This window comes from Alkalihalobacillus sp. NPDC127517 (genome assembly GCF_050276055.1).
Classification (GTDB): domain Bacteria; phylum Bacillota; class Bacilli; order Bacillales; family Bacillaceae_D; genus Alkalicoccobacillus.
This window is the reverse complement of the sequence record NZ_JBNNQX010000003.1, coordinates 138,209-160,151: the sequence shown is the minus strand read 5'-3', so window position 1 is coordinate 160,151 and position 21,943 is coordinate 138,209. Positions and strand designations below refer to the sequence as shown.

Here is a 21,943-nt window from a genome sequence, read left to right as displayed (position 1 = left end):
GAAAAGGCGAATGATTCGATTGCAGAATCATTCGCCTTTCATGATTTTATTTGAACAAGCGAGGGATTCTTCTGTAGCGGGTTTAGTGCTATCTTCGTGTTTTGCTCGCTGCATTAATGTTATGTCCCGCCCCCTTTTTCGTTACTCTGATTGATTACATTCTTTAATAAACTGCTCGAGTGCTTCGTTTGCTTCTTTTGATGGCTGGAAATTAACAAGTGCACGAAGAGGCATGTATTTAAGCATTTCGCTCATCATATCAGATCCACCTTCTTCACTTTTCTCTTCTGTTTCTTCACTTGGAGTAAAGGGGCTATTACCAAAGTGACTATCAAGCCATTGATTCAGCTTTTCTGCATGTTCGGACTGCATTAGATCGCCGATCGTTGAGTTGCGAGTCACCGTGAAAGTAGCTGGTTCGGAAGAGGTAACAGAAATCGTTTCCGTAAGCACAATCTCAGCAGAGGATGGTCCGACTCTTAACTCAAATTCTCCGCTTTCCACTGTCCAGTCCTCTTTGTCCGTATTGTAGTACGCAAAGGCACGACGATCTAATTGAAGATGAACTTCTTTTGTTTCACCTGGTTCAAGCTCGACCTTATCAAATGCTTTTAGTTCTTTTTCTGGTCGAACAACAGAAGATTGTTTATCGTGCACGTATAATTGAACGATCTCTTTCCCTTTTACGGAGCCTGTATTTTTAACTTGAATCGTCACCTTCACCTTTTCTGATTCATTTAGATCATGGTTAGATACAATCATATTTTCATAAGAGAACGTTGTATAGCTTAATCCATGACCAAATGGAAACAGTGGTTTGACCTTTTTCGTGTCATAGTAGCGATAGCCAACGAAGACTCCCTCTCTATACTCGACCCGGTCACCTTCTCCCGGGAAATAAAGATAAGATGGATTATCCTCAACATTTACTGGGAACGTCTCAGCTAACTTACCAGAAGGAGACTCAGCGCCATATAAGATATCCGCAACAGCGCCTCCACTTGCTTGTCCACCGAGGTAACCTTCAATGATGGACGGTACATCATCGACCCAAGGCATTTCAACGGGCGAACCATTACTTAGAATCACAATGGTGTTTGGCTGTGCGTCTAAAACAGAGCGTATTAAGGCTTCGTGGTTGGACGGCAGAGCCATGTGATCTCGATCAAATCCCTCAGATTCATAGCGGTCCGGCAAGCCAACAAACAAAACAGCTACCTCGGAATCACGTGCACATTCTATTGCCTCATGAATTAACTGATCATCTACCTTATCTTTTTCTAAGTCATAGCCTTGCGCGTAAGATAGAGAATCTGCATAATGTGCAATCTCATCATAGGCATTATCTAACTGATACGGATTAATGTGAGAGCTACCTCCGCCTTGATATCGAGGTTTTTTAGCGAGCTCACCGATCACAGCGACACGCTGGCTTTTTTGAAGAGGAAGCAGCTGCCCCTCGTTTTTCAGAAGAACAACAGCCTCTCTGGCGACCTTTCGTGCGAGCTTATGTTGTGCATTCATGTCGACATCTACTAGAGATTCTTGAGAAAATGACTTTTCAACCAACTCCAAAATACGAGTAACTGCTTGATCGAGAGCTTGTTCGTCGAGTTCTCCTTGTTCTATGGCATCAAGGATTTTCTGTGTTCCAACCCCATTTGATGTCGGCATCTCAAGATCCATGCCAGCTCCTACACCAGCGGCACGTTCATTCACCGCTCCCCAGTCAGAGACAACAAGACCATCAAATTCCCACTCATCACGAAGGATTGTTGTTAACAAACGCTTATGCTCTGAGGCATACTCTCCGTTAACCAGATTATAAGAGCACATAACTGTCCATGGCTGTGCTTCCTTTACCGCACCTTCAAAGCTTGCAAGATAGATCTCGCGCAGTGTGCGTTCATCAACTACAGCATCAACACTCATGCGTCGGTGTTCCTGATTATTTACAGCAAAGTGTTTAAGCGAAGCACCTATGCCCGCGCTTTGTACCCCTTTAATATGAGCTGCAGCGAGCTGCGCGGACACGTAAGGATCCTCTGAAAAGTATTCAAAATTACGACCACATAGCGGCGAGCGCTTAATATTTGCACCTGGCCCAAGAAGAACAGCAACCTCTTCCTTACGAGCTTCCTTCCCTAAAGCTACGCCCACATCATAAATTAGATCACGATTCCAAGTTGAAGCAAGGCCTACGGCTGAGGGAAAGCAAGTAGCAGGTACACTTTCATTTAGACCTAGATGGTCAGATTCACCTGCTTGCTTACGTAATCCGTGCGGACCATCTGTCATCATAATGGAAGGAATACCTAATCGCTCAACCGCTTGGGTTGTCCAGAAATCCTTTCCACTACATAACTCTGCTTTTTCTTCTATCGTTAGTTCATTTAACCATTGATTTACTTGATCACTCATCATTCTTCCTCCTTATGTATCTAACGTAGGTATTTCCGTTTTTCGGGGATTGGAAACCTTGAAACATGTTTTAAAAAGAAGAATGATGTCGAAAAATAGAGTAATGTATATTTTTTGTTTTAATATACAAAAAAAGGTTTGGAAGTTAATATTGCGGGAAAAAAATAACCACATAAGCTATTGACCTTAACTGAATTTAAGGCTGCCAGCATTTTTTGATGTGACAAAAATAAAGTGAGAAAAATAAGTTTTACAATTAAAGTAATTGGGTACATAAAAAGTAATAAAATTTAATTAGTGTAAAATAAAAATAACGGTTGTTGAGGTGAAGAAGCATGCAAGAGAATAAGGAAGGAAACTCATTGTTCAAAAGTATCATTGGAGGTATTGTAACGTTTTTAATCGTGCAGTTGGTCTTTATTGTTATTAGTATTACATCTTGGGAACCTAATCGAAGAGAAGGTGAGAATGTATTAAACAATCTGATTGGCTTATTTCCAGACGGACTATTTAGAGAGTATTTGGCACCTTATCAAATAGTAGAATTTAATGCTATTACCTTTTTGATGGCAGGTGCGATGTTCATCATTATTTTCTTTCAGTTTCTGTTTAAAGTCTTGGCTAGGTCTTAAAAAATGAACTAGAGAAAAAGGAGATGGTCTTATGGAAGGAAATATGCTTTATCATCGCTATTTAAAAGAGGGAACAGTTTATTTTGAAAAATCTAGGTCTACACGCTTTCAGGATGATTTTGAACTATCTAATCTACCAAGTGATTGTCTTGTAAGTGTTGACGAGGTCAATGGTTCCCCTTGGAAGCATTATCAATTTAAGGGTGTCCGACTTCCAGATCAAGGTTGGAAAATTCATGTAAGTGCAAATTTAGATAATGCTAAACAAATTCTATTAGAGATAAGCGATGTATTAATCCATCACAGAGTAAATTTTAAACACCTTAGAAATGTTGAAACACTTATGACTATGAATTCAAAACACGCAAATAGATCTTCCTCAGGTAAGTTCATGGCTATCTATCCTCTGAATAACGATCAATTTCTTTTCTTATTAAATCAATTACACCTAAGACTAGAGTCTTATGAAAAAGGTCCTTATATACTTAGTGACAAACGTTGGAAGGAAGGCAATGTGTATTACAGATATGGTGGCTTTAAAAGCATTTATAACGAAGAAGGTAACCTATGTATAAAAGATGAGAATGGGGATCTAATTCCAGATAAAAGAACTCCATTTTATCATGTTCCTTCATTCGCTCAAGAATTTGATGAGATGCTTGATTCAGTGAACCAAAGAGAAGCAGGTGACAATGAGCAGAGTCGTTTAGACGATTACTCTATGGAGAAAGCTATAGGTTTCAGCAATGGCGGAGGAATTTATTTAGGGGTTAGAAAGGAAGATAACTTAAAAGTAATTATTAAAGAGGCTAGACCTAACGCAGGATTAGACGCGGTCTCTTCTGATGCAGTCACAAGGCAAAAAATTGAGCATGACGCATTAGTGCAACTCAGAGATGTAATAGGCGTTGTAAATGTAATCGATTATTTTAAATCTTGGGAGCATCATTTCATAGTTGAAGAATTTATTGAAGGGGATAATCTACATACTTGGATTACAAAGAATTATCCATTTATGAAGACTGCAAGCATCAATGAATATGGAAGTAAGATAAAAGTTATTTTAACTAAAATCGTTGAAATTATTGAAGAAATGCATAAAAGAAATGTAGCTATGGGTGATTTGCAGCCGGCAAATATTATTGTGTCTAACCACTTGGATGTCACTCTTATAGACTTTGAAACCGCTAAGCATGTTGATTCTAAAGAAAAGCCTGGTATGAGGACAACTGGCTTTTCAAGTAATCAAATTGTCAATAGTGGAGCAAGAGATTGGTACGCATTTAAGAAAATAATTCGTTTTTGTTTACTTCCGGTTTCTACATCGGAGGATTTGGACGAACTTCTTTTTAGAACTCACTATAGATGGATTAAAAAGACATACGGTGAGGTATTCTATAAATTTGTTAAGAGTTTACGAGATAAGTGTGACCATCAACTCTCTATATATGAGGAGGTGGTGTTTAAAACGCAAGACGATGAATTAAATGAAGCATTCGTAAGTACATCATCAATTATTGAAGGATTAAAAACAGGTTTAGAAAAGAACTTAATAGCTGATCAGAGATTGATCAATGGTGATATCCGTCAATTTGAACTTGAAGGAGGGAAAATCAATGTTCTAACAGGTGGAGCGGGAGCAGCAATTGCACTCAAAAGAGCTGGAGTTGAGACTGAGAGAATAGAACAATGGAAGACAAAATATCTTGATGCAAGTCTAGGTGATACTAAAGAATGGGGACTTTTTACAGGTAAGACAGGTGTTGCTGTTGCCCTATTCGAAAATGGATATCGTGAAGATGCATTTGGCTTACTCCAAAACATTGAAGAAGAAGTAGATTCATCAGATATTTCACTAAGATCAGGGCTTTCAGGTATTGGTTTAGCACTAATAAGTTTATATCTTGAGGGTGGAGAACCGTTTTATTTGCAAAAAGCTAAATCGATCTCAACTAAGGTCGATTCATTCATCAATGCAGATAAACCATTTCAAGTGAAGGATTGGTCAGCTGTAAACATTGGGCTTTTAGATGGATGGTCAGGAGTATCGCTGTTTTACTCAGCATTATACTCTGTAACAAAAGATGAGAATGATTATAACAGGTCTTTAGACTTAATAAAAAAAGATTTGGATCGTTCTGTAAGAGATCAAGAGTTAGACGTACTCCAAACAATGGATAATCAAGAAAGGTTATTACCTTATTTAGCTGGTGGGTCAATCGGTGTGGGATTGGCAATCTGGTTTTTAAATCAGGTAAGTTCACAGAAACATTTTCAAGAGGAACTTAAGCAAATTACTAATCTCTCAGACATCAGATGCACGATAAGTAGTGGACTACTTGAAGGAGCTGGTGGATTTTTACTCTTACCTTCTTTGAATGATGAGAAGGAAACTTATACTTATCAAAAAGAAAGTGTACTAGAGCTGTTACGATTATTTTTAATAGAGAAGGATAATCATTTAGTATTCCCAGGTCAATTCGGCTTCCGATTATCTGATGATCTTTATTCTGGAAGTACAGGAGTCCTCTTAGCTCTTATAGGCTTGGAGAGGGACAATCCTTTGTATTGGATGCCACTTGTTAATCCCGATACTTTTATTAAGAAAATAAGAATTTAACCATGAAAGAGAACTTGAAAGGAGGTGATAGCATTGAATCAGGTATTAGATTTACAAAAGCTTAACAGTCAAGAAGGTCAATCAGGTTTTGGAAAAACAGCTATTGAAAAAACCCCGGCAACGATTACGGTTACAACCACTGCGGTAGGATGGTCTACAGCAAGTAACGATTGTTAACTAACTGAGTTGCATTCGTTAGAAACTTGCATAATGTACTTATGTTTGTTTATTACGTTTTAAAGAGGTGAGTATTCTATGAGTCATGTATTAGAATTACAAAAGCTTTCTTACAGCGAAGATAAATCAAAATCTGGAATGACAGTTGTTGAGAAAACCCCTGCGACGATTACAACTACAACAACTGCAGTGGGATGGTCAACGGCAAGTAATGATTGCTAATGGAATCTAAAGACCAAACTTCATCAAAATGCAATGTTTTAACAAATGAAATTCAAATTAGATATGGGAGGAGTGAGCACTTATGAATCATGTACTTGATCTCCAAAAACTCTCTCAGAGTGAAGATGGTTCAGTTTATGGAAATACAGCTGTAGAAAAGACCCCAGCAACGATTACAACGACAACAACTGCAGTGGGATGGTCAACGGCAAGTAACGATTGCTAATGGAATCTAAAGACCAAACTTCATCAAAATGCAATGTTTTAATAAATGAAATTCAAATTGGATGTGGAAGGAGTGAGTACTTATGAATCATGTACTTGAACTGCAAAAACTTTCTCACAATGAAGATAGTTCGTTTTATGGAAATACAGCTGTAGAAAAGACCCCAGCAACGATTACAACGACAACAACAGCAGTAGGTTGGTCTACAGCAAGTAACGGATGCTAACAGGAATCGAGATGTTTTTAACGCTGCTTTTACTGTAATTAAGGAGGGTTAGTTGATGAAGAATGTGTTGGAACTTCAGAAGCTATCATACAACGATAACGTGTTTATGCAGCCAGGGGTAGAGGCAACTCCCACTACTATAACAAGGACTGTAACTGGATGGTCAACGGCAAGTAATGGATGTTAGTTGCAGAGGTTACCTAGTTGGGAATTTAACATTTTCAACTAGGTAACTACCTTTATAAAACTATATAAACTTATAAGAGAGGGTGTTATTGGATTAATGGAAAAAATGTTTGAAGTCTTAAGTGCGCCAGCAGTTTTCGAGAAAGGCAATAGTGATGTATGGACTGATCCAAAGATGTCGGATTTTGTACTGCAATCACATCTAGATTCTAATTTAGAAGGAGCTAGTCGCAACAAGAAATTTATCGATGATTCGGTTTCCTTCATTCGAAAAATTGCACCAGTAGAAAGGTATCGTAATATTATAGATTTAGGATGTGGACCAGGTCTTTATTCAGAAAAACTCCAAACTGAGGGCTATCGGGTGACTGGCGTTGATTATTCAAAGCATTCTATTGATTATGCTAAAGAACAGGCTAAAAACAAAAATTTAGACATTGAGTATCGAGTAGAAAACATTTTAGAGTTCAAAGAAGAAGAAAAGTATGACATCTCACTGTTGATCTATCAAATTTTTGGATTATTTAGTCCTGATGATAGAAAGATCATTTTGAAAAACATTAATAAAGGGTTAAAAAAAGGAGGATTACTACTTCTAGATGTACTATCAGAACACAGTTACCATGAGTTTAAAGAACAGCAAGTTTGGAGTTTTAGTCGGAGAGACAGCCTTTTATTTCAAAAAGAACACATTGGTTTTTCATCAATGATTAAATATCCAGACAGAGTAACCCTACAAAAAACATCATATCTTTTTAAAGATGAGGATCATGTGAATTTAAATTATTGGAATCAATATTTCAGTAAGGATCTAATAAAGCAGGAAGCGGAAGATGCGGGATTCACAGTTCAAGGTTTCTATGCGGATGTAAACGGGGAACCATACCATGAGCAGAGCGAAACGCTTGCTGTTGTATTAGTGAAAGTTAATGAAGGATAAGTTGTTTAAGATAGGGGAGCTTCTTTATTAAACATTTGAGTTAAGTCATTGTGTCAACACGTAAAGGAGGGAACACATTGTCAATCTTAGAGGTGAAAAACCTAAGTAAACAGTATCATGACTCATCCTTTGCCCTAAAAGACGTCTCATTCACGATCCCTTATGGAACGATTGTTGGTTTTATAGGCGAAAATGGAGCTGGTAAATCAACGACAATGGGGGCCATTCTCGGAACGTTGCAGAAGGACGATGGATCCATTCATATTTTTGGCGAAGAGTTAACTTCAGATCATACGCAAATTCGAGAGGATATCGGTTTTGTTTTTGACGATATGAATCTCCCGAAAGATCTAACGATATCAAGACTAGGAAGTGTGTTTGAGGAGATTTATCAAAGGTGGGATCAGAAAAAGTTTGAAGAATATGTTACCTTATTTTCGTTACCAGATAAGAAGAAACTAAGCAGTTTCTCAAGAGGTATGTCAATGAAATTAGCCATTGCTGTAGCCCTCTCTCATCATGCAAAGCTACTAATATTAGATGAGGCAACTGGGGGGCTTGATCCATCAGGTAGAGATGAAGTGTTATCAGTTCTGAGGGATTTTGTATCAAAGGACGAACGTGGAATCCTGCTGTCTTCACATATTACTAGCGATATTGAGAAAATAGCAGATGCTCTTATTTTTATTAAAAATGGAGAGATCATACTGGAAGTATCTAAATCAGAATTAAAAGCAATGTATGCAATTTTAGAATGTTTGCCAGAAGAATTAGATCAAATCGATGAGCGCTTTATTCTAGCAAAGCGTGAAAATAAAACCGGTTGGGATGTATTAGTTACTGATGAGTCAAAAATCGAACAAACGATAAAAAGGAAGCCATATTCGATTGATGACATGACTCTATTACTCATGCGAGGTGATAAACAATGAAAGGATTAATGTTAAATCAATGGTACTCCGTAAATAAAAGCTTTTGGGGATACTTGGTTCTCAGTGTTGTCATTATGGGTGTCCTCCTTATTGCTCAACAAGATATGTTGTTAACGGTCGCGACGTTTATTCCCATTATCTTTATGGTCACACCTGCTTTTGAAGTTTTAAAAAATGAAACCATGTCCGGATGGAATAAGTTTGTTTTAGCACTTCCTTTAAAGCGGAGTCAAATTGTTCGGAGTCACTTTTTATTCTTTATGATGTTAATGTTCGTAGGAATCATCATTTCGGTTGGTGTGTTTGTTGTAGCGGAATTCATTTCTGAAGGCATATGGACAAATGCAGTGACAAACTCTATCTTAAATGGAATTGGATTAGCCCTCATTTTAGGATTAGTCGCTTATCCTCTAACCTATCACCTAGGAACAGAAAAATCAGACATGGTTCTCATGCTTAGTGTATTAGTAGCAATTGGATCTTACTTCCTTGGCAGCTTCATTTTTAATTGGGTGTTTAACAATTATACAATTGCACCTCTACAAAATGTGGATCTTGATTTTCTTTTTTCTGCAGCATTTGCTCTTGTGAGTTTTGTTCTCTTTTTTCTCTCTTATGTTATAACGAATCAAATCTATAGAAAAAAGGAATTCTAAATACGTCAGGAACAGCAGACTCAAGAGTGGGTCTGCTTTATTTTTGTAGTTGAACAGTATCCTTTTAGATACAATGCCACTCATAAGTGCGTACTTACATTTAGTGAGCTTTCTTTTTATACTAATGGTAGAGGTGATTAGATGGAGAAGTATCGGATAAATCCTAATAAGTTTGAGTTTGGTTTATATACATTGGGAGATCATTTAGCGAATCCGAGGACTGGAGAGCGAATCCCTGTACAGCAACGACTGCAGGAAATCATTAAATTGGCTCAGCTCGCTGAGCAGGCGGGGCTTGATTTCTTTAGCGTCGGTGAAAGTCATCAGGAATTTTTTGCGACACAGGCTCATGCGGTTGTGTTATCAGCAATTGCGCAGGCAACGGAAAAGATTAAGGTTGCAAGTAGCTCAACAATCATTAGTACGTCAGACCCTGTACGAGTGTACGAGAATTTTTCTACGATTGACTTGTTGTCAGGTGGACGTGCAGAGATCGTTGCAGGGCGCGCTTCACGTGTTGGCTTGTATGAACTGCTTGGGTATGACCTACACAATTATGAAGAACTATTTGAAGAAAAGTTTAATTTGCTACGGAAGATTAATGAGGAAGAGGTCGTCAACTGGAGTGGAGAGTTTCGTAAGCCACTACGGAATGCAGAGGTGCTTCCACGTCCAGCAAGTGGTCGTCTGCCAATCTGGCGTGCAGTAGGGGGAACACCAACCAGTGCCATTAAAGCGGGTTATGCAGGGGTTCCAATGTTCTTAGCTCATTTAGGTGGACCGGTCGAAGCGTTTAAGCGCACGGTGGATGCGTACCGTATGGCTGCAACTGAGGGTGGACATGATCCGGCGGCCCTACCAGTTGCAACAGCAGGGTTCTTCTATGCAGCAGAGACGACGCAACAGGCAATTGATGAGTATTATCCTCACATTAATGAGGGAATGAAACGTACCAATGGTCAAGGGTTCCCACGCTTTCAGTTTGAACAGGGTGCTGATCCACATAACGTCATGAATGTAGGAAGCCCTGAGCAAATTATTGAGAAGATCCTTTATCAACGCGAAGTATTTGGTCATCAGCGATACGTGGCTCAAATGGACTTTGGCGGTGTTCCTTTTGAAAAGCTAGAGAAAAATATTGAGATCATCGCAACGAAGATCTTACCTGCTGTTCGCAAGTATACAGCAGAATAGAAAAAGCGCAGGACCCTAAGAGGGCAACCTGCGCTTTTCTCATGAACTTATCATTCTCCACCATTTGTCGCAATAACGTTTTTGTACCATTCGAAGGAATCCTTCTTGGAGCGTTTCATGGATCCGTTTCCTTCGTTGTCACGGTCAACGTGGATCATACCGTACCGTTTTTTCATTTCACCCGTTGTGAAAGAGACAATATCGATGATCCCCCAAGGTGTATAGCCCATTAGGTCAACGCCATCGTAGGTTACGGCTTTCGTTAGCTCCTCGATATGATCGTGTAGGTATTGGATACGCTGTGGATCGTGAATGGATCCGTCCTCTTCAATATGGTCGACTGCACCAAAGCCATTTTCAACAATGAACAAAGGAATCTGGTAGCGATCATAAAAGCGATTCAATGTGTAACGTAAGCCAACTGGGTCAATACTCCAGCCCCAATCACTTGCTTTGATGTATGGATTGTCTACACTGTTTGCTAATCCGCCATTTACAACAAGCGAGTGACTTGCTTCTTTATCAGCTTTCACTGTTGTTGACATATAGTAGCTAAATCCAAGGTAGTCAACCTTACCATTACGTAGGATTTCTTCGTCGCCTTCTAAGAACTCGATGTTAAAGCCTTCGCGTTCAAATTCCTTTAAGACGTAGTTCGGGTATACGCCACGAACGTGTACATCTGGGAAGAAGTAGCGCTCTCTCATTAACTCTTCAGCGAGCATAATGTCATCTGGGTTTGATGAGAATGGATACACAGGAACGTGAGATACCATGGCTCCGATTTGGAAGTCAGGGTTGATTTCTTTTCCTTTGATCACAGCTAGGGCGCTAGAGATTAACTCATGATGTCCTGCTTGATACATCACTTCACGCGCATTTTCGCCTTCCTCTACAACCACTCCAGAATTTGTCCAAAGAAATAATGGATTCTCCGCATCCATCTTATTGTTGATTTCATTAAATGTCATCCAGTATTTAACCTTATCTTTGTAGCGAGTAAAACAAACCTCTGCAAACTTCACAAAGAAGTCGACTACTTTACGGTTACGGAAGCCACCGTATTCTCTTGCAAGATGTAGTGGCATTTCAAAGTGTGATAGTGTGATAACTGGCTCGATGCCGTGTGAAATCAGTTCATCAAACAGATCATCATAAAACTTTAGACCTGCTTCATTTGGTTCTGCCTCATCACCTTTTGGAAAGATGCGGCTCCAGCCAATTGAGGTACGAAGGCATTTTAAGCCCATCTCAGCAAATAGTGCAACGTCTTCCTTATATCGATTGTAAAAGTCGATCGCCTCGTGGTTTGGATAAAAGGATTCTGCTTCCACCGTTTCAGTTACACGTCTTGGAACCCCGTGGGCACCTGCGGTCAGAACGTCTACGACGCTTGGACCTTTCCCGTCTTGATTCCATCCACCTTCAAATTGGTGGGCAGCGAGTGCGCCGCCCCATAAAAAGTCCTTCGGTAATTGTTTCATTGTAATTCCTCCTTTATTTTACTGCAGTTATTAATGCTTGTCCGACAGAGCTGTTTGTTCCTTCTTCGATCATAACCTCTGAAAAATCGCCTGTGTTCGTCACAATGATTGGTGTAATTGTTTCAATGCCACGCTGGATAATGGCTTCTTGATCAAACTCCATTAAGAGATCACCTTTTTTAAATTTATCTCCTTCTTTAACAGAAAGAGTAAATGGTGCGCCGTCTAATTTCACTGTGTCTAAACCAACGTGAATCAGCAATTCAACTCCTGTAGTAGAACGAATTCCAATCGCATGTTTGGTTGGAGCAACCATCACAACACTTCCATCAAATGGACCGTGCAGCTTGCCTTCAGATGGCTGGATGGCTACGCCTTTACCCATTGCACCTGACGCAAAGACATCATCAGGGACTTCGCTAAGCTGAAGAATCGTTCCATTCATTGGAGCAGCAACTGTCTCTTCATTTGCACTAGTTGGATTCTCTGTTTTTGGTGTAGCTTCTGATTTCTTTTCATCTGTTGCTTGTTTGGCTGTATCTTCACCAAATCCAAAAATCTGGACAAGTACAATAGGTAGAATAATCGCAATCGCGGAACCGATGACAATCCCCCAAACAGATGTTGGATTATCTGCGTTGATACCATTCACAATGGTAAGTGGACCTGGGAGCCCAGCATAGGCGTAGTAATAAGGGTTAAAGAAACTTGCCACAATCGCTCCAACAGCCCCAGAGATACACCCGAAAATAAATGGCTTTTTAAAGCGTAGTGTTACCCCGTAAATGGCGGGCTCTGTGATACCAAATAATCCAGTTGTCCCTGCAGAGATCCCAACTTTTTTCGTTTCCTTGCTTTTCGCTTTCAAAATCACACCAAGTACCGCTCCAATTTGAGCAATAACGGCGATCGTTTGGTAAGCCTGGAATGAATCTTGTCCGTATTGTTCATAGTTTGCAAGAATCATTGGTGTGATACCCCAATGAACGCCAAAGATAACGATGACTTGCCATAATGAACCAATGATTGTAGCAGCTAAAATCGGTGCATTTTCAGCTAAGAAGTTGTAGCCGTTTGCAATTCCGTTTGCACCAAGAGTAGTGATTGGTCCAATCGCTACAAGCGTAAGTGGAACCATAACGACTAAACAAATAAGTGGTACAAACAATGGTCGAACAACCTCATGAATTCTCTTATTTAAGAATCGTTCAAGATACGATAAGAACCATACTAGAAACAGTGGTGGAAGAACGGATGATGTATACACCGTCTCTGATAAACCTAGATTTAAAAAGGTAATGCTTTCTCCGTCTGCAATACGTGCAGCCATGTCAGCCCAGTCCGGACTTACTAATGCAGCACACGCTGCAACAGCGATAAACATGTTTGTTTTAAAATGTTTAGATGCTGTTATTGCAATGAAAATTGGTAAAAACGTAAATGGTGCCCACGAAATGAAGCTAAATACCTGATACGTTCCTGTTTCTAAAAAGGCAGGGAAGATTAATGTTAGTAAAATTAAAAGACCTTGAAGAATCCCTGCTGCAGCCAAAATATAGATAAATGGTGCAAAAACAGCTGACATCGTTGCAATAATTCGATTCATAATAGAACCTTTTTGAACAGGTTCGTCTCCTTCACTTGATGTGTCAACATTGACTAATCCAGCAAAGTGATCGTAAACCTCTCCAACGTGTTGTCCAATGACAACCTGGAACTGTCCATTATTTTCAACAACGGTGATCACACCTGGTAAGGAGGATACTGCATCCTTAGCAGCAGGCTTAGAACGTCTTAATACAATCCGAAGACGGGTGGCACAACGTGTAACGCCAACAACATTCTCGTCTCCTCCTACAGCTTCTAATATATCTTTCGCCAATTGAGGATAATTTCTAACAGATTTGCTCATCTCATACACTCCTTTATTCTGTTGTACGCTTACATTATAATTGTTACGTACTAATTTATCAATAACCTAATAATAAATTTATTTATATACTATTTTTCAAGAAGAGCTACTGTTCATGATGTGGTATCATTTATCCAAGAGACTAATTCGTAAAAAGAGGAATGCATATGTTAAAGTACGAAGAAATCGCGCAGAAGATTGAACAGACAATCGTTGATAAGAAATATGAACAAGGGAAAAAGCTGCCTGTACTTGAGCATTTGATGACCGAATTTCAAGCGAGTAAAAGTACGGTGATGAAAGCAGTTAGTTTGCTTGAGAAAAAAGGACTCATCTATCAAGTAAGGGGAAGTGGGATCTTTGTAAGAAAGCAAAAGCGAAATGGCTATATTCGTTTCTCAAATCAAGGGTTTAGTGGAGAACTGCGTCGTTTTAACATAACGGCTAAGGTGCTTGAATTAGATGTGCGGAAACCAACAGAAGAAGTAGCGGAGAATTTGAATATCGATTTAACAGAAGACGTCTATTATGTAAAGCGTGTACGCTACATTAGTGGTCAGACGCTTTGCCTAGAGGAGTCATATTACAATAAATCGATTGTTACGTATTTGAATCAGGAGATTGTAGAGGGTTCGATCTTTGATTACATCTCTGAGGGTCTAGGTCAGAAGATTGGGTTCTCGGACATGTACATGCACATTAATAAGCTGAAGAGGGAAGAGGCAGAGCTATTGGAGCTTAACGTGGGCGATCCTAAACTATTTGTGGAGACGATATTCTACCTAAATAATGCCCAACCATTTGACTATTCAAAAGTGACGTATAACTACGAGCAATCTCAATTCTTTTTCCAATCAACAGGATACTCCTCTTAGGTAAGGAGAGGAGGCCGGGACATAACAATAATGTAACGAGTAAAACACGAGCATAGCAATATAACCGCTACGGGAGAATCCCTCACACCCGCGGGGAACGGCCTTAGCCCCCTTTGCGGGTATCGCCGCTACAGTGTCTTCACCGCGTTCTCCCTCCGCTTTTTCAATAAAAAAACGAATGGCGAATGATTCTGCAATTGAATCATTCGCCATTTTTGTAATAATTTTTAGTTATGTCCGCTCTCTTTTGTTAACGGACACACACCACAATATTCTTTTTTGCCAACTAAATAGTACATACAGCATGTACGTCTTGTGTTAAATGATGTATCTAGATGCAAGTAGGGTGAAAGAGGGTTTATTTCCAAACCGAAAAGGTCTCCAGTTGATTGTTTTAAAAAGGAAAAGTCTTTTTTAATCAGGTCCTGTTGTTCATGGCTAAGGTCTTCTTGAAGAAGTCCGCGGTAAAAAGAGTTAATACGAACGGCAACATTCTCCCACAGTATTGAAGAAGAGACCTTTGCTGTTTGCTGCAGCGTTGAGATCACTGGTGATAAGTGATAGGTGAACAAAGGTCGCAAACTGCGATCTAACCACTCTTCACGAGAGCCAGTGGTCCACTCATTCCAAACCACTTGTTCTTGGTCAACAAACAGTTTACGATCTTCTCCAACATAACAGCTTGAGAGTGGAAGTGTAACATGTCCATTCTTGGAACCCATTTGATAAAGTACGGCGGCAATCGTGATTCGTGCATATTGCTTCATAAACAGAGAAGCAGTAATTCGTATATTTGGTGCCTGAATCTTCTTCATGTAGCTTTGAAGAAATGTAAGGCACGCGTTTTGATTTACTAAGTGGTGAGAGGGGATTGCTTGAATTTCATCTCTTCTATGTACAGGTCGTATTCCTAAGCCTACTAATTCTTCTCTCAATAACTCATTCATAAAACCAGATCACCTTCCACATTCATCGCTACTCTCCATTATTTGCGATTGATTGAAGGTTGAACATGGAGATTTCCGTGTTTTCACTGAACAATTAAGAGGAGGCTACGAGCATTTGATTTACTTTTTCTAAAAATAGCTTGTTTGAGAGTGAATTATAGCTCGTATATAAATGGTTTCTGTTAATGATCGAATAAATTTGCTGATTCCGAACAGCTCGTAGCGATTTCCAATGAGGAGCTTGCTTTAAATCATGGAATTGCTTGCGCAGTGCCTGTCTACTCGGAAGCTTGTTATGACTACGATAGATGGTCAAAAGAATATAGTCTGGATTCATTCTATGGATCTCTTCAAAGGAGGTCTCCTTTATATGTTCGATGTCCCGAACCTCCTGAGGCATAGTAATTTCTAAATCATGATAGAGGACCGTTCCTAGATTCCGTTTACCATATATACACAATGAATCTCCTCCGAGTCCAATCACTAATAGATTCTTACGACCAATTGTGTGATGTACATTCTTCTTTATAAATTCTACTCTTGTATCATACTCCTCCAGAAAGAGCTTAGCTTCAGCCTCTTTATTTACTAAACGTGCGATAGTGTGTAAGTGATTTTGCCAGCTATCTTGAAAGGACAGGCTGACAGTAGGGGCGATTGTGTAGTACATCTTCTCCTTGCTGTTTGAAATTTGATTTTGAGTTGAACATCGAATTATTAGATCCGGATTTGCTGCGAGTAACTTATCTACACTTGGTTGATGCTCACCTATAGAAATGGCATGAACGAAGGTCTCTGATAAAGGAAAGGCAGCATGACTCATCGCTGCATATGGTTCAATACCAAGCGCCAGGGTATGACCCGTAACCAGGTGGTTAAGTGAAGCTAATCTAATTGAATTTTTTAATTTGTTGATATAGACAGAAGGGGAGAACCCTTCCTTTGCTTTAAATCGTCTACTAAAATAAAATTCATCGTTAAACCCTACGCTTTTTGCAATGGTACGGATCGTTTCGTCAGATTGAAGTAGCTTCTGTTTTGCATGAAGAAGGCGTACTTCGTTTACATATTCAATCGGTGTCTTCTGATAATAAGATTTAAAGGTACGTGAGTAATAATCCGTATTCAATCCTGTTAACGCGGCAAGCTGCTCACGTGTTAACTCCGTGTGATAATGGTCATCTATATAGTCTTTACTTTTTTGAATTAACTGCTTAACCGATAGAGTCGATTTGGTTGTTAACTCGATCAAAAGAGAGTAAATCCACTTTTGGAATAAAAGATTTGCCTTCATTTGATCGTGCTGTAGACAATCTAAAATGTCACGAGCATTCGTGACAAACGTTTGAGCTAATTTGGAATCAAGTATGGGAGGAAGTTTAAGTGAGACAGCCTTATAGGATCCTTGTCCTTGATCTAACAGGGAACAAAATGAGAGAAAATATCCTCTTAGACCTTTATCAAACGTAATAACCCTCTTCTGATTCATGTTCGCTGGAATAAAAAAGAATGAGTTCTGATTTGGTTCTTGTACAACCCCATCTACTCGAAATGGGCCATCAGATTGATCGATATATAGCAACCCTTGCTGGAATGCTTCAAGGTGAATGCTCATCTCTGTTTGTATGTATAGAAGGTGTTCGAGTTTGTAGAGACATGAGAATAGCTCTTTCTCATCTGACAAGCGAGATGACATAGATAGATCTCTCCTTTTCCATTCATATCTGAATTGTCCATATGGAAACCGAAACATCCATGGACGATCAATCCTTGATTCTATATAGTATTATAAGTGCAGATGATTATCAATATCAATTAAGAATGAAGGTGGCTAGGGTGATAGGGAAAAGCTTAATACCGTTTATGGTGAGTATCGTTTTGTTTCTAACTGCGTGTGGGGACTCAACAACGGATCAACATATAGACGAAAATTCTAGTGAAGCAGTTAACGAACAACAACAGATCACTACCATTGAACATTTAAAAGGGGACATGACATTTGAAGAAGTGCCAGAGGATATTGTCGTTCTTGATGTTCAATTCTTGGATCATTTATTAGCTTTAGACAAACAGCCAGTGGGGACTGTATATGCAAGTACAGATCAGGCACTTCCTGAGTACCTTGAGGACTTACCTGGGGACCCGACCCTACTTGGAACATATGAAGAACCCAATGTTGAACAAATTCTATCATTAACACCTGATTTAATAATTGCAACAGATGCTCATGAAGGGATTCAAGATCAATTAGAAAGTATTGCACCCACGCTTGTATTTGATCGAATGGAAGATTGGAAAACCATTCAGCTAAAAATGGGAGATATCTTAGGGAAAAGAGATCAAGCAGAATCTATTGTTGCGGATTACAATGAAAAGGTTGATGCATTAAGAGAAGAGCTATCGGAAACAATGTCCGAAGAAACGGTCGCTTTAATTCGTCCAAGAGATGATATGATTCGTCTTCATACAACCGATCACCGGACTTCAGAAATTCTCTATAATGATTTAGGATTAAAAGCTCCAGAGCTTGCAGAAGATCAAGCAGATACGAGTTCCATGATTTCAATTGAAATAGTACCTGATTTAAATGCGGATCACTTTTTCTTACTGCAGGATGCGACAAATGCGGAGCTCACTAAAGAATTTAAAGAGACTTCCATCTGGCAGGGGTTAAAACCTGTTAAAGAAGGTCAAGTGTATGAAAAAGATACAGCGCTCTGGGTGGGATACTACTCGCCACTCGCATTAAACATTGTTGTTGATCAAGTGGCAGAGGAACTATTGGAAGCGGAGTAAACAGACGTCCTAGCGATGTCTGTTTTTTTAATGTTTACGAGGATTCATTGACTTTCAGCAGTAAAATGATTCATTGTTATGAAAACGTTAACATGATATAGTTAAGATATGTCATTTTTGATAATTCATCGTTAGAAGCCAATGTATAAGAAACATTGTTGTTGAGAAACTACATGATTGTAGGTCACAATTACGCTGTACAAAGGATGTGGACACTAGCGATGGATACAATTGTACTAATTGGAGGAGCAGGAACCGTAGGACGGGCTCTCGCAAAAGGTCTTTCATCACATTATAAGGTGATAATTTTGGATTTGAATAATCCGAATCTGAACCATCCAACAGTTCAATTTCAACAAGCGAACGCATTAAATAAAAATGAACTCATTCAACATATACCAAGTCAAACGGTCGCATTAATAAATCTTTTGAATTCAAGTACTCAAAACAGTCTTAATGAGACACGGTTTCATGAAATGACGGACATATTTTTTCGTGCCAGTTACCATGTCTTTCAAACGGCTGTTGAAAAAAAGATTCCTAAAGTTATTTTTGCAAGTACCAATCATATAACAGATGGCTATGAAGACGAGGGAATGTCGCTTCTAAACAGAGAAATTACAACAGAAGATGTTCCTAAATCGAAAGGGTTATATGGTGTATTAAAATTCGCCTCAGAACAATTAGGCTTACTATTTTCAGATCAACAAAACCTTTCCGTAATCAATATAAGAATTGGATCGTTTCCAAAAGACGCATCAAAGCAAGCGCTTATCCAGAACAAGCGACTCCAGCATACATTATTAACAGAGCAGGACCTTGTTCAATATTTTCTGTTAGCACTTGAGCCAACGAGTGGATCAGGAACCTATTATGCAGTGTCAGATAATGAAGGAAAACCATGGTCAACTGAGCGTGCGCAAAAAGAACTTCGTTATCACTCTTTACGTAATGCACAGGATGTTTTAAGGGAGTAGGTCTTTCGGAATAAGGGGGTACTGAAGTGAAATATAGTTATAAGGCAAGATTGATTTTGTATGGAGCACTCATTAGTATTATCCCCGTTCTTATTGTCGGGGTTTTTTCATACAACCAATCTGTTAAGCAAGTTGAAGAAAAGATTAGTAATGAAAATATCGAATTTATACAGCAGATGCGTTCAAATATTGAACAAACCCTTTCTATTGTCAGCCATTCTGTCGACGTATTAGTTGATTCTCAGACTATAAATGAAGCATTAAGGCGACCGCTAATTGCTGAAGATTTTAAATTATTGGAGAATATGAAGGGTGATTTCTTTCGTCTTCAATCTTTAGGAACCAAAGTAGAAGAAGTCATCATGGTTAATATGGAACAGAATTGGATTGTGAAAAATGAGGGATTAAAAAGGCTTGATCAGTATAGTGACCGAGAAAACTATGAATCACTTATGAATATTGAGAATGATATGGGTTGGGTACTACTTAATAATGAAGACTTTAGTGATAACCTGATTAATCGCGAGTGCGCTTATACCATCGGATTAGTAAAAAAGCTGCCCGAAAAAACGATTAATAAAACGAGCATGGTTCTGGCTAATGTTCCAATGTGCACACTGATGGACATGATTGCAGATAATGAGGGAACAGGTGAAAAGTTCGTACTTGATCGAAATGGGAACATCCTCATTGATCAGGATCTTGATCGTATTGGCCAATCACTTTTAGATATCGGGTACAACCAAGGTCTACCAGGAGAGCTTGAAGAGGTAGGTCAGTACCAAACGCAAGTAAATGGGGACGAGCATGTAGTTACCTATGCAACGTCACCAGATAACAATTGGACCTATGTGTACAGTGCTTCTCTTAAAGAATTAACGAAAGAATCCAATACGATTGGCTGGTTTACATTTATCGTTGTAACGAGTATTATTCTTTTTTGTTTAGTTGCAGTCTGGCTTATTAGTCGTAACTTGTATCGTCCAATCAATAATTTGCTTCACCTTGCTAGACAGTCTCAATCGGTTCCAGTCACGGCAAATAATAATGATGTAGCAGAGATTGAACGACATCTTAATGAACTATTTGATTCTAAGGCAGGATTAGAAAAAGATATTCACAAACACTTAAAGCAATCTGTTCTATTCTTTCTTAGAAGTTACTACGAGGGAAAGACATTTGATCCAGTTGAGGTCAATGAAAAAAGAAAGATTTATAAACTAGATGAAAAAATAGATACATGGGATGCTATGACCATGATCGTTCTTAGGTATGATCAAGATCATCAATTAAAGGATGGGGAATCGAGCGTGCCACAAGAAGAATGGCATACGTTTGCAATTAAAAACATTGTAGAAGAAGTGATACAGGAGCCAAATCGTTTACCTACTGTATGGAATGATCGTTCTCTTCTCATATTCATTGGTGTGGAAGGCGCTCAGGAAGACATTAATCAATGTGCATACAAGGTCACGGAACTTATTCATGATTACATTGATAAGTATTTGAAACTGCCAATCAGCATAGGAGTGAGTTCTCCATTTCAAGAATTCACCGATGCGCCAACGGCAATGCAGGAAGCAAATGAGGCTTTAGCTCACCGCTTAAAGTATGAACAAAATGTTGTGATTTTCTATGAAAGTATTAAGTCGGGATCCAGAAAAAAGCTGGCTGATTATCAATACCCTAAAAAGATTGAAGGAGAACTGATGTTAGCTTTACGAGAAGGGGATAACAATAATGCCTACACGCTATTCGATGAATGGATCAACAGCATCTTTGATAAAGCTGAATTTCTAGGTGAATATCAAGTCTCATTTAATCAACTGTTAACAAAGCTCTTAAGACTAAGACAGGAAAGTGGTCTGTATCAAACGAATCTTGAAGACCGGACTGAAGCGGATCTCTATAAGGAATTACTAAAGCTTCATCGTAAGGAAGATGTGAAGGCCTGGTTTAAGAAGAATTTATTAAAACCATTACTTGATCGATTTAATTCCATACATGATTCTCAATATCAACAGCTAGCTGATCGAATGATTGTCTATGTACAAGAGCATTATGATAAAGAACTAACTCTCGAATCGTGTGCTGCAAACCTTCACTACAATGCAAATTACTTAAGTACGGTTTTTAAGCAAAGTACCGGAAAGACATTTAGTGAATATGTAACCTATTATCGTTTTGAAATGGCCAAACATTTTTTATCAGAAACAACAAAACCAGTCAAAGAAATTGCAGAGAAACTTCAATACAATAACTCTCAAAACTTTATCCGATCGTTCAAAAAACAAGAAGGTGTCACTCCAGGACAATATCGTACAGACAATCGAAGAGATCATACGATTCATTCTAAAAATGGGTAAAATATGAAATGTTAATGCATTAGGTTCGTGTATCCCTTATATAGCAGGGATTACACGAATCTAATAAAATGATTATTACTGTTTTCCTGTTAAGCGACTACACTTTGAGTAGGTTTTTAACAGCGCTTAGGAGCCAATAGACAGAATATTCGGG

At 38.9% G+C, this 21,943-nt stretch carries 20 protein-coding genes; 15 read left to right on the top strand and 5 right to left on the bottom strand.

Annotated elements, in window-relative coordinates; all coding sequences use genetic code 11:
• Positions 1-141: 141 nt before the first annotated feature.
• Positions 142-2,421 carry a beta-glucosidase gene (locus tag ACQKKO_RS05000; RefSeq protein ID WP_498644919.1) on the bottom strand — a complete coding sequence of 760 codons (2,280 nt, stop codon included), beginning with the start codon at positions 2,419-2,421 and terminating at the stop codon, positions 142-144.
• A gap of 335 nt (positions 2,422-2,756) precedes the next feature.
• Here ACQKKO_RS05000 and ACQKKO_RS04995 point away from each other — a divergent pair, with 335 nt between their 5' ends.
• The 11 genes from ACQKKO_RS04995 to ACQKKO_RS04945 all read left to right on the top strand — a co-directional run bounded on the left by ACQKKO_RS04995 (position 2,757) and on the right by ACQKKO_RS04945 (position 10,432).
• Positions 2,757-3,053 carry a YfzA family protein gene (locus ACQKKO_RS04995; protein WP_498644917.1) on the top strand — a complete coding sequence of 99 codons (297 nt, stop codon included), beginning with the start codon at positions 2,757-2,759 and terminating at the stop codon, positions 3,051-3,053.
• Positions 3,054-3,084: 31 nt separating this feature from the next.
• Complete coding sequence (gene lanKC, locus ACQKKO_RS04990) at positions 3,085-5,673, top strand: class III lanthionine synthetase LanKC (protein ID WP_498644916.1); 2,589 nt, start codon at positions 3,085-3,087, stop codon at positions 5,671-5,673.
• A gap of 33 nt (positions 5,674-5,706) precedes the next feature.
• Positions 5,707-5,850 (top strand): class III lanthipeptide, encoded by a 144-nt coding sequence (locus ACQKKO_RS04985; RefSeq protein ID WP_498644914.1) that lies wholly within the window; start codon positions 5,707-5,709, stop codon positions 5,848-5,850.
• Between the two features lie 78 nt (positions 5,851-5,928).
• The gene (locus ACQKKO_RS04980; protein ID WP_498644912.1) at positions 5,929-6,072 is read left to right on the top strand and encodes a class III lanthipeptide; all 144 of its coding nucleotides are present in this window, start codon (positions 5,929-5,931) and stop codon (positions 6,070-6,072) included.
• 82 nt (positions 6,073-6,154) lie between these two features.
• Entirely contained in the window at positions 6,155-6,298 is a 144-nt protein-coding gene (locus tag ACQKKO_RS04975; RefSeq protein ID WP_498644910.1) for a class III lanthipeptide, read from the top strand.
• A gap of 82 nt (positions 6,299-6,380) precedes the next feature.
• On the top strand, positions 6,381-6,524 hold the full coding sequence (locus tag ACQKKO_RS04970) for a class III lanthipeptide (protein ID WP_498644908.1): 144 nt from the start codon (positions 6,381-6,383) through the stop codon (positions 6,522-6,524).
• 55 nt (positions 6,525-6,579) lie between these two features.
• Complete coding sequence (locus ACQKKO_RS04965; protein WP_498644906.1) at positions 6,580-6,711, top strand: class III lanthipeptide; 132 nt, start codon at positions 6,580-6,582, stop codon at positions 6,709-6,711.
• 96 nt (positions 6,712-6,807) lie between these two features.
• Positions 6,808-7,650, top strand: a complete 843-nt coding sequence (locus tag ACQKKO_RS04960) for a class I SAM-dependent methyltransferase (protein WP_498644905.1) — start codon at positions 6,808-6,810, stop codon at positions 7,648-7,650.
• Between the two features lie 77 nt (positions 7,651-7,727).
• Positions 7,728-8,582 carry an ABC transporter ATP-binding protein gene (locus ACQKKO_RS04955; protein WP_498644903.1) on the top strand — a complete coding sequence of 285 codons (855 nt, stop codon included), beginning with the start codon at positions 7,728-7,730 and terminating at the stop codon, positions 8,580-8,582.
• Complete coding sequence (locus ACQKKO_RS04950) at positions 8,579-9,238, top strand: ABC-2 transporter permease (RefSeq protein WP_498644901.1); 660 nt, start codon at positions 8,579-8,581, stop codon at positions 9,236-9,238. Before ACQKKO_RS04955 ends, ACQKKO_RS04950 begins: the two co-directional genes overlap by 4 nt.
• A 141-nt stretch (positions 9,239-9,379) precedes the next feature.
• Positions 9,380-10,432 carry an LLM class flavin-dependent oxidoreductase gene (locus tag ACQKKO_RS04945; RefSeq protein ID WP_498644899.1) on the top strand — a complete coding sequence of 351 codons (1,053 nt, stop codon included), beginning with the start codon at positions 9,380-9,382 and terminating at the stop codon, positions 10,430-10,432.
• A gap of 50 nt (positions 10,433-10,482) precedes the next feature.
• Here ACQKKO_RS04945 and bglA read toward each other — a convergent pair whose 3' ends face one another.
• Positions 10,483-11,916, bottom strand: a complete 1,434-nt coding sequence (gene bglA / locus ACQKKO_RS04940; protein ID WP_498644897.1) for a 6-phospho-beta-glucosidase BglA — start codon at positions 11,914-11,916, stop codon at positions 10,483-10,485.
• A 13-nt stretch (positions 11,917-11,929) separates the two neighbouring features.
• Positions 11,930-13,828, bottom strand: a complete 1,899-nt coding sequence (locus ACQKKO_RS04935) for a beta-glucoside-specific PTS transporter subunit IIABC (RefSeq protein ID WP_498644895.1) — start codon at positions 13,826-13,828, stop codon at positions 11,930-11,932.
• A 167-nt stretch (positions 13,829-13,995) separates the two neighbouring features.
• On the opposite strand from ACQKKO_RS04935, the gene ACQKKO_RS04930 reads away from it, so the two are divergent.
• Entirely contained in the window at positions 13,996-14,703 is a 708-nt protein-coding gene (locus ACQKKO_RS04930; RefSeq protein WP_498644893.1) for a GntR family transcriptional regulator, read from the top strand.
• Between the two features lie 227 nt (positions 14,704-14,930).
• Here ACQKKO_RS04930 and ACQKKO_RS04925 read toward each other — a convergent pair whose 3' ends face one another.
• Both ACQKKO_RS04925 and ACQKKO_RS04920 read right to left on the bottom strand, forming a co-directional pair.
• Positions 14,931-15,650 carry an IucA/IucC family C-terminal-domain containing protein gene (locus tag ACQKKO_RS04925; protein ID WP_498644892.1) on the bottom strand — a complete coding sequence of 240 codons (720 nt, stop codon included), beginning with the start codon at positions 15,648-15,650 and terminating at the stop codon, positions 14,931-14,933.
• A 94-nt stretch (positions 15,651-15,744) separates the two neighbouring features.
• Complete coding sequence (locus ACQKKO_RS04920) at positions 15,745-17,346, bottom strand: ABC transporter substrate-binding protein (protein WP_498644890.1); 1,602 nt, start codon at positions 17,344-17,346, stop codon at positions 15,745-15,747.
• 41 nt (positions 17,347-17,387) lie between these two features.
• Here ACQKKO_RS04920 and ACQKKO_RS04915 point away from each other — a divergent pair, with 41 nt between their 5' ends.
• The 3 genes from ACQKKO_RS04915 to ACQKKO_RS04905 all read left to right on the top strand — a co-directional run bounded on the left by ACQKKO_RS04915 (position 17,388) and on the right by ACQKKO_RS04905 (position 21,789).
• The gene (locus ACQKKO_RS04915) at positions 17,388-18,446 is read left to right on the top strand and encodes an ABC transporter substrate-binding protein (protein ID WP_498644888.1); all 1,059 of its coding nucleotides are present in this window, start codon (positions 17,388-17,390) and stop codon (positions 18,444-18,446) included.
• A gap of 221 nt (positions 18,447-18,667) precedes the next feature.
• Positions 18,668-19,423: an NAD-dependent epimerase/dehydratase family protein gene (locus ACQKKO_RS04910; RefSeq protein ID WP_498644886.1), complete on the top strand. Its 756-nt coding sequence runs from the start codon at positions 18,668-18,670 to the stop codon at positions 19,421-19,423.
• A 26-nt stretch (positions 19,424-19,449) separates the two neighbouring features.
• On the top strand, positions 19,450-21,789 hold the full coding sequence (locus ACQKKO_RS04905) for a helix-turn-helix domain-containing protein (protein WP_498644884.1): 2,340 nt from the start codon (positions 19,450-19,452) through the stop codon (positions 21,787-21,789).
• The last annotated feature ends 154 nt before the right edge of the window (positions 21,790-21,943 follow it).

Coding starts and splice junctions, on each gene's coding strand:
- ACQKKO_RS05000 (WP_498644919.1), bottom strand. CDS start 2,421: ATGAGTGATCAAGTAAATCAATGGTTAAATGAACTAACGATAGAAGAA.
- ACQKKO_RS04995 (WP_498644917.1), top strand. CDS start 2,757: ATGCAAGAGAATAAGGAAGGAAACTCATTGTTCAAAAGTATCATTGGA.
- lanKC (WP_498644916.1), top strand. CDS start 3,085: ATGGAAGGAAATATGCTTTATCATCGCTATTTAAAAGAGGGAACAGTT.
- ACQKKO_RS04980 (WP_498644912.1), top strand. CDS start 5,929: ATGAGTCATGTATTAGAATTACAAAAGCTTTCTTACAGCGAAGATAAA.
- ACQKKO_RS04975 (WP_498644910.1), top strand. CDS start 6,155: ATGAATCATGTACTTGATCTCCAAAAACTCTCTCAGAGTGAAGATGGT.
- ACQKKO_RS04970 (WP_498644908.1), top strand. CDS start 6,381: ATGAATCATGTACTTGAACTGCAAAAACTTTCTCACAATGAAGATAGT.
- ACQKKO_RS04965 (WP_498644906.1), top strand. CDS start 6,580: ATGAAGAATGTGTTGGAACTTCAGAAGCTATCATACAACGATAACGTG.
- ACQKKO_RS04960 (WP_498644905.1), top strand. CDS start 6,808: ATGGAAAAAATGTTTGAAGTCTTAAGTGCGCCAGCAGTTTTCGAGAAA.
- ACQKKO_RS04950 (WP_498644901.1), top strand. CDS start 8,579: ATGAAAGGATTAATGTTAAATCAATGGTACTCCGTAAATAAAAGCTTT.
- ACQKKO_RS04945 (WP_498644899.1), top strand. CDS start 9,380: ATGGAGAAGTATCGGATAAATCCTAATAAGTTTGAGTTTGGTTTATAT.
- bglA (WP_498644897.1), bottom strand. CDS start 11,916: ATGAAACAATTACCGAAGGACTTTTTATGGGGCGGCGCACTCGCTGCC.
- ACQKKO_RS04935 (WP_498644895.1), bottom strand. CDS start 13,828: ATGAGCAAATCTGTTAGAAATTATCCTCAATTGGCGAAAGATATATTA.
- ACQKKO_RS04930 (WP_498644893.1), top strand. CDS start 13,996: ATGTTAAAGTACGAAGAAATCGCGCAGAAGATTGAACAGACAATCGTT.
- ACQKKO_RS04925 (WP_498644892.1), bottom strand. CDS start 15,650: ATGAATGAGTTATTGAGAGAAGAATTAGTAGGCTTAGGAATACGACCT.
- ACQKKO_RS04920 (WP_498644890.1), bottom strand. CDS start 17,346: ATGTCATCTCGCTTGTCAGATGAGAAAGAGCTATTCTCATGTCTCTAC.
- ACQKKO_RS04915 (WP_498644888.1), top strand. CDS start 17,388: ATGGAAACCGAAACATCCATGGACGATCAATCCTTGATTCTATATAGT.
- ACQKKO_RS04910 (WP_498644886.1), top strand. CDS start 18,668: ATGGATACAATTGTACTAATTGGAGGAGCAGGAACCGTAGGACGGGCT.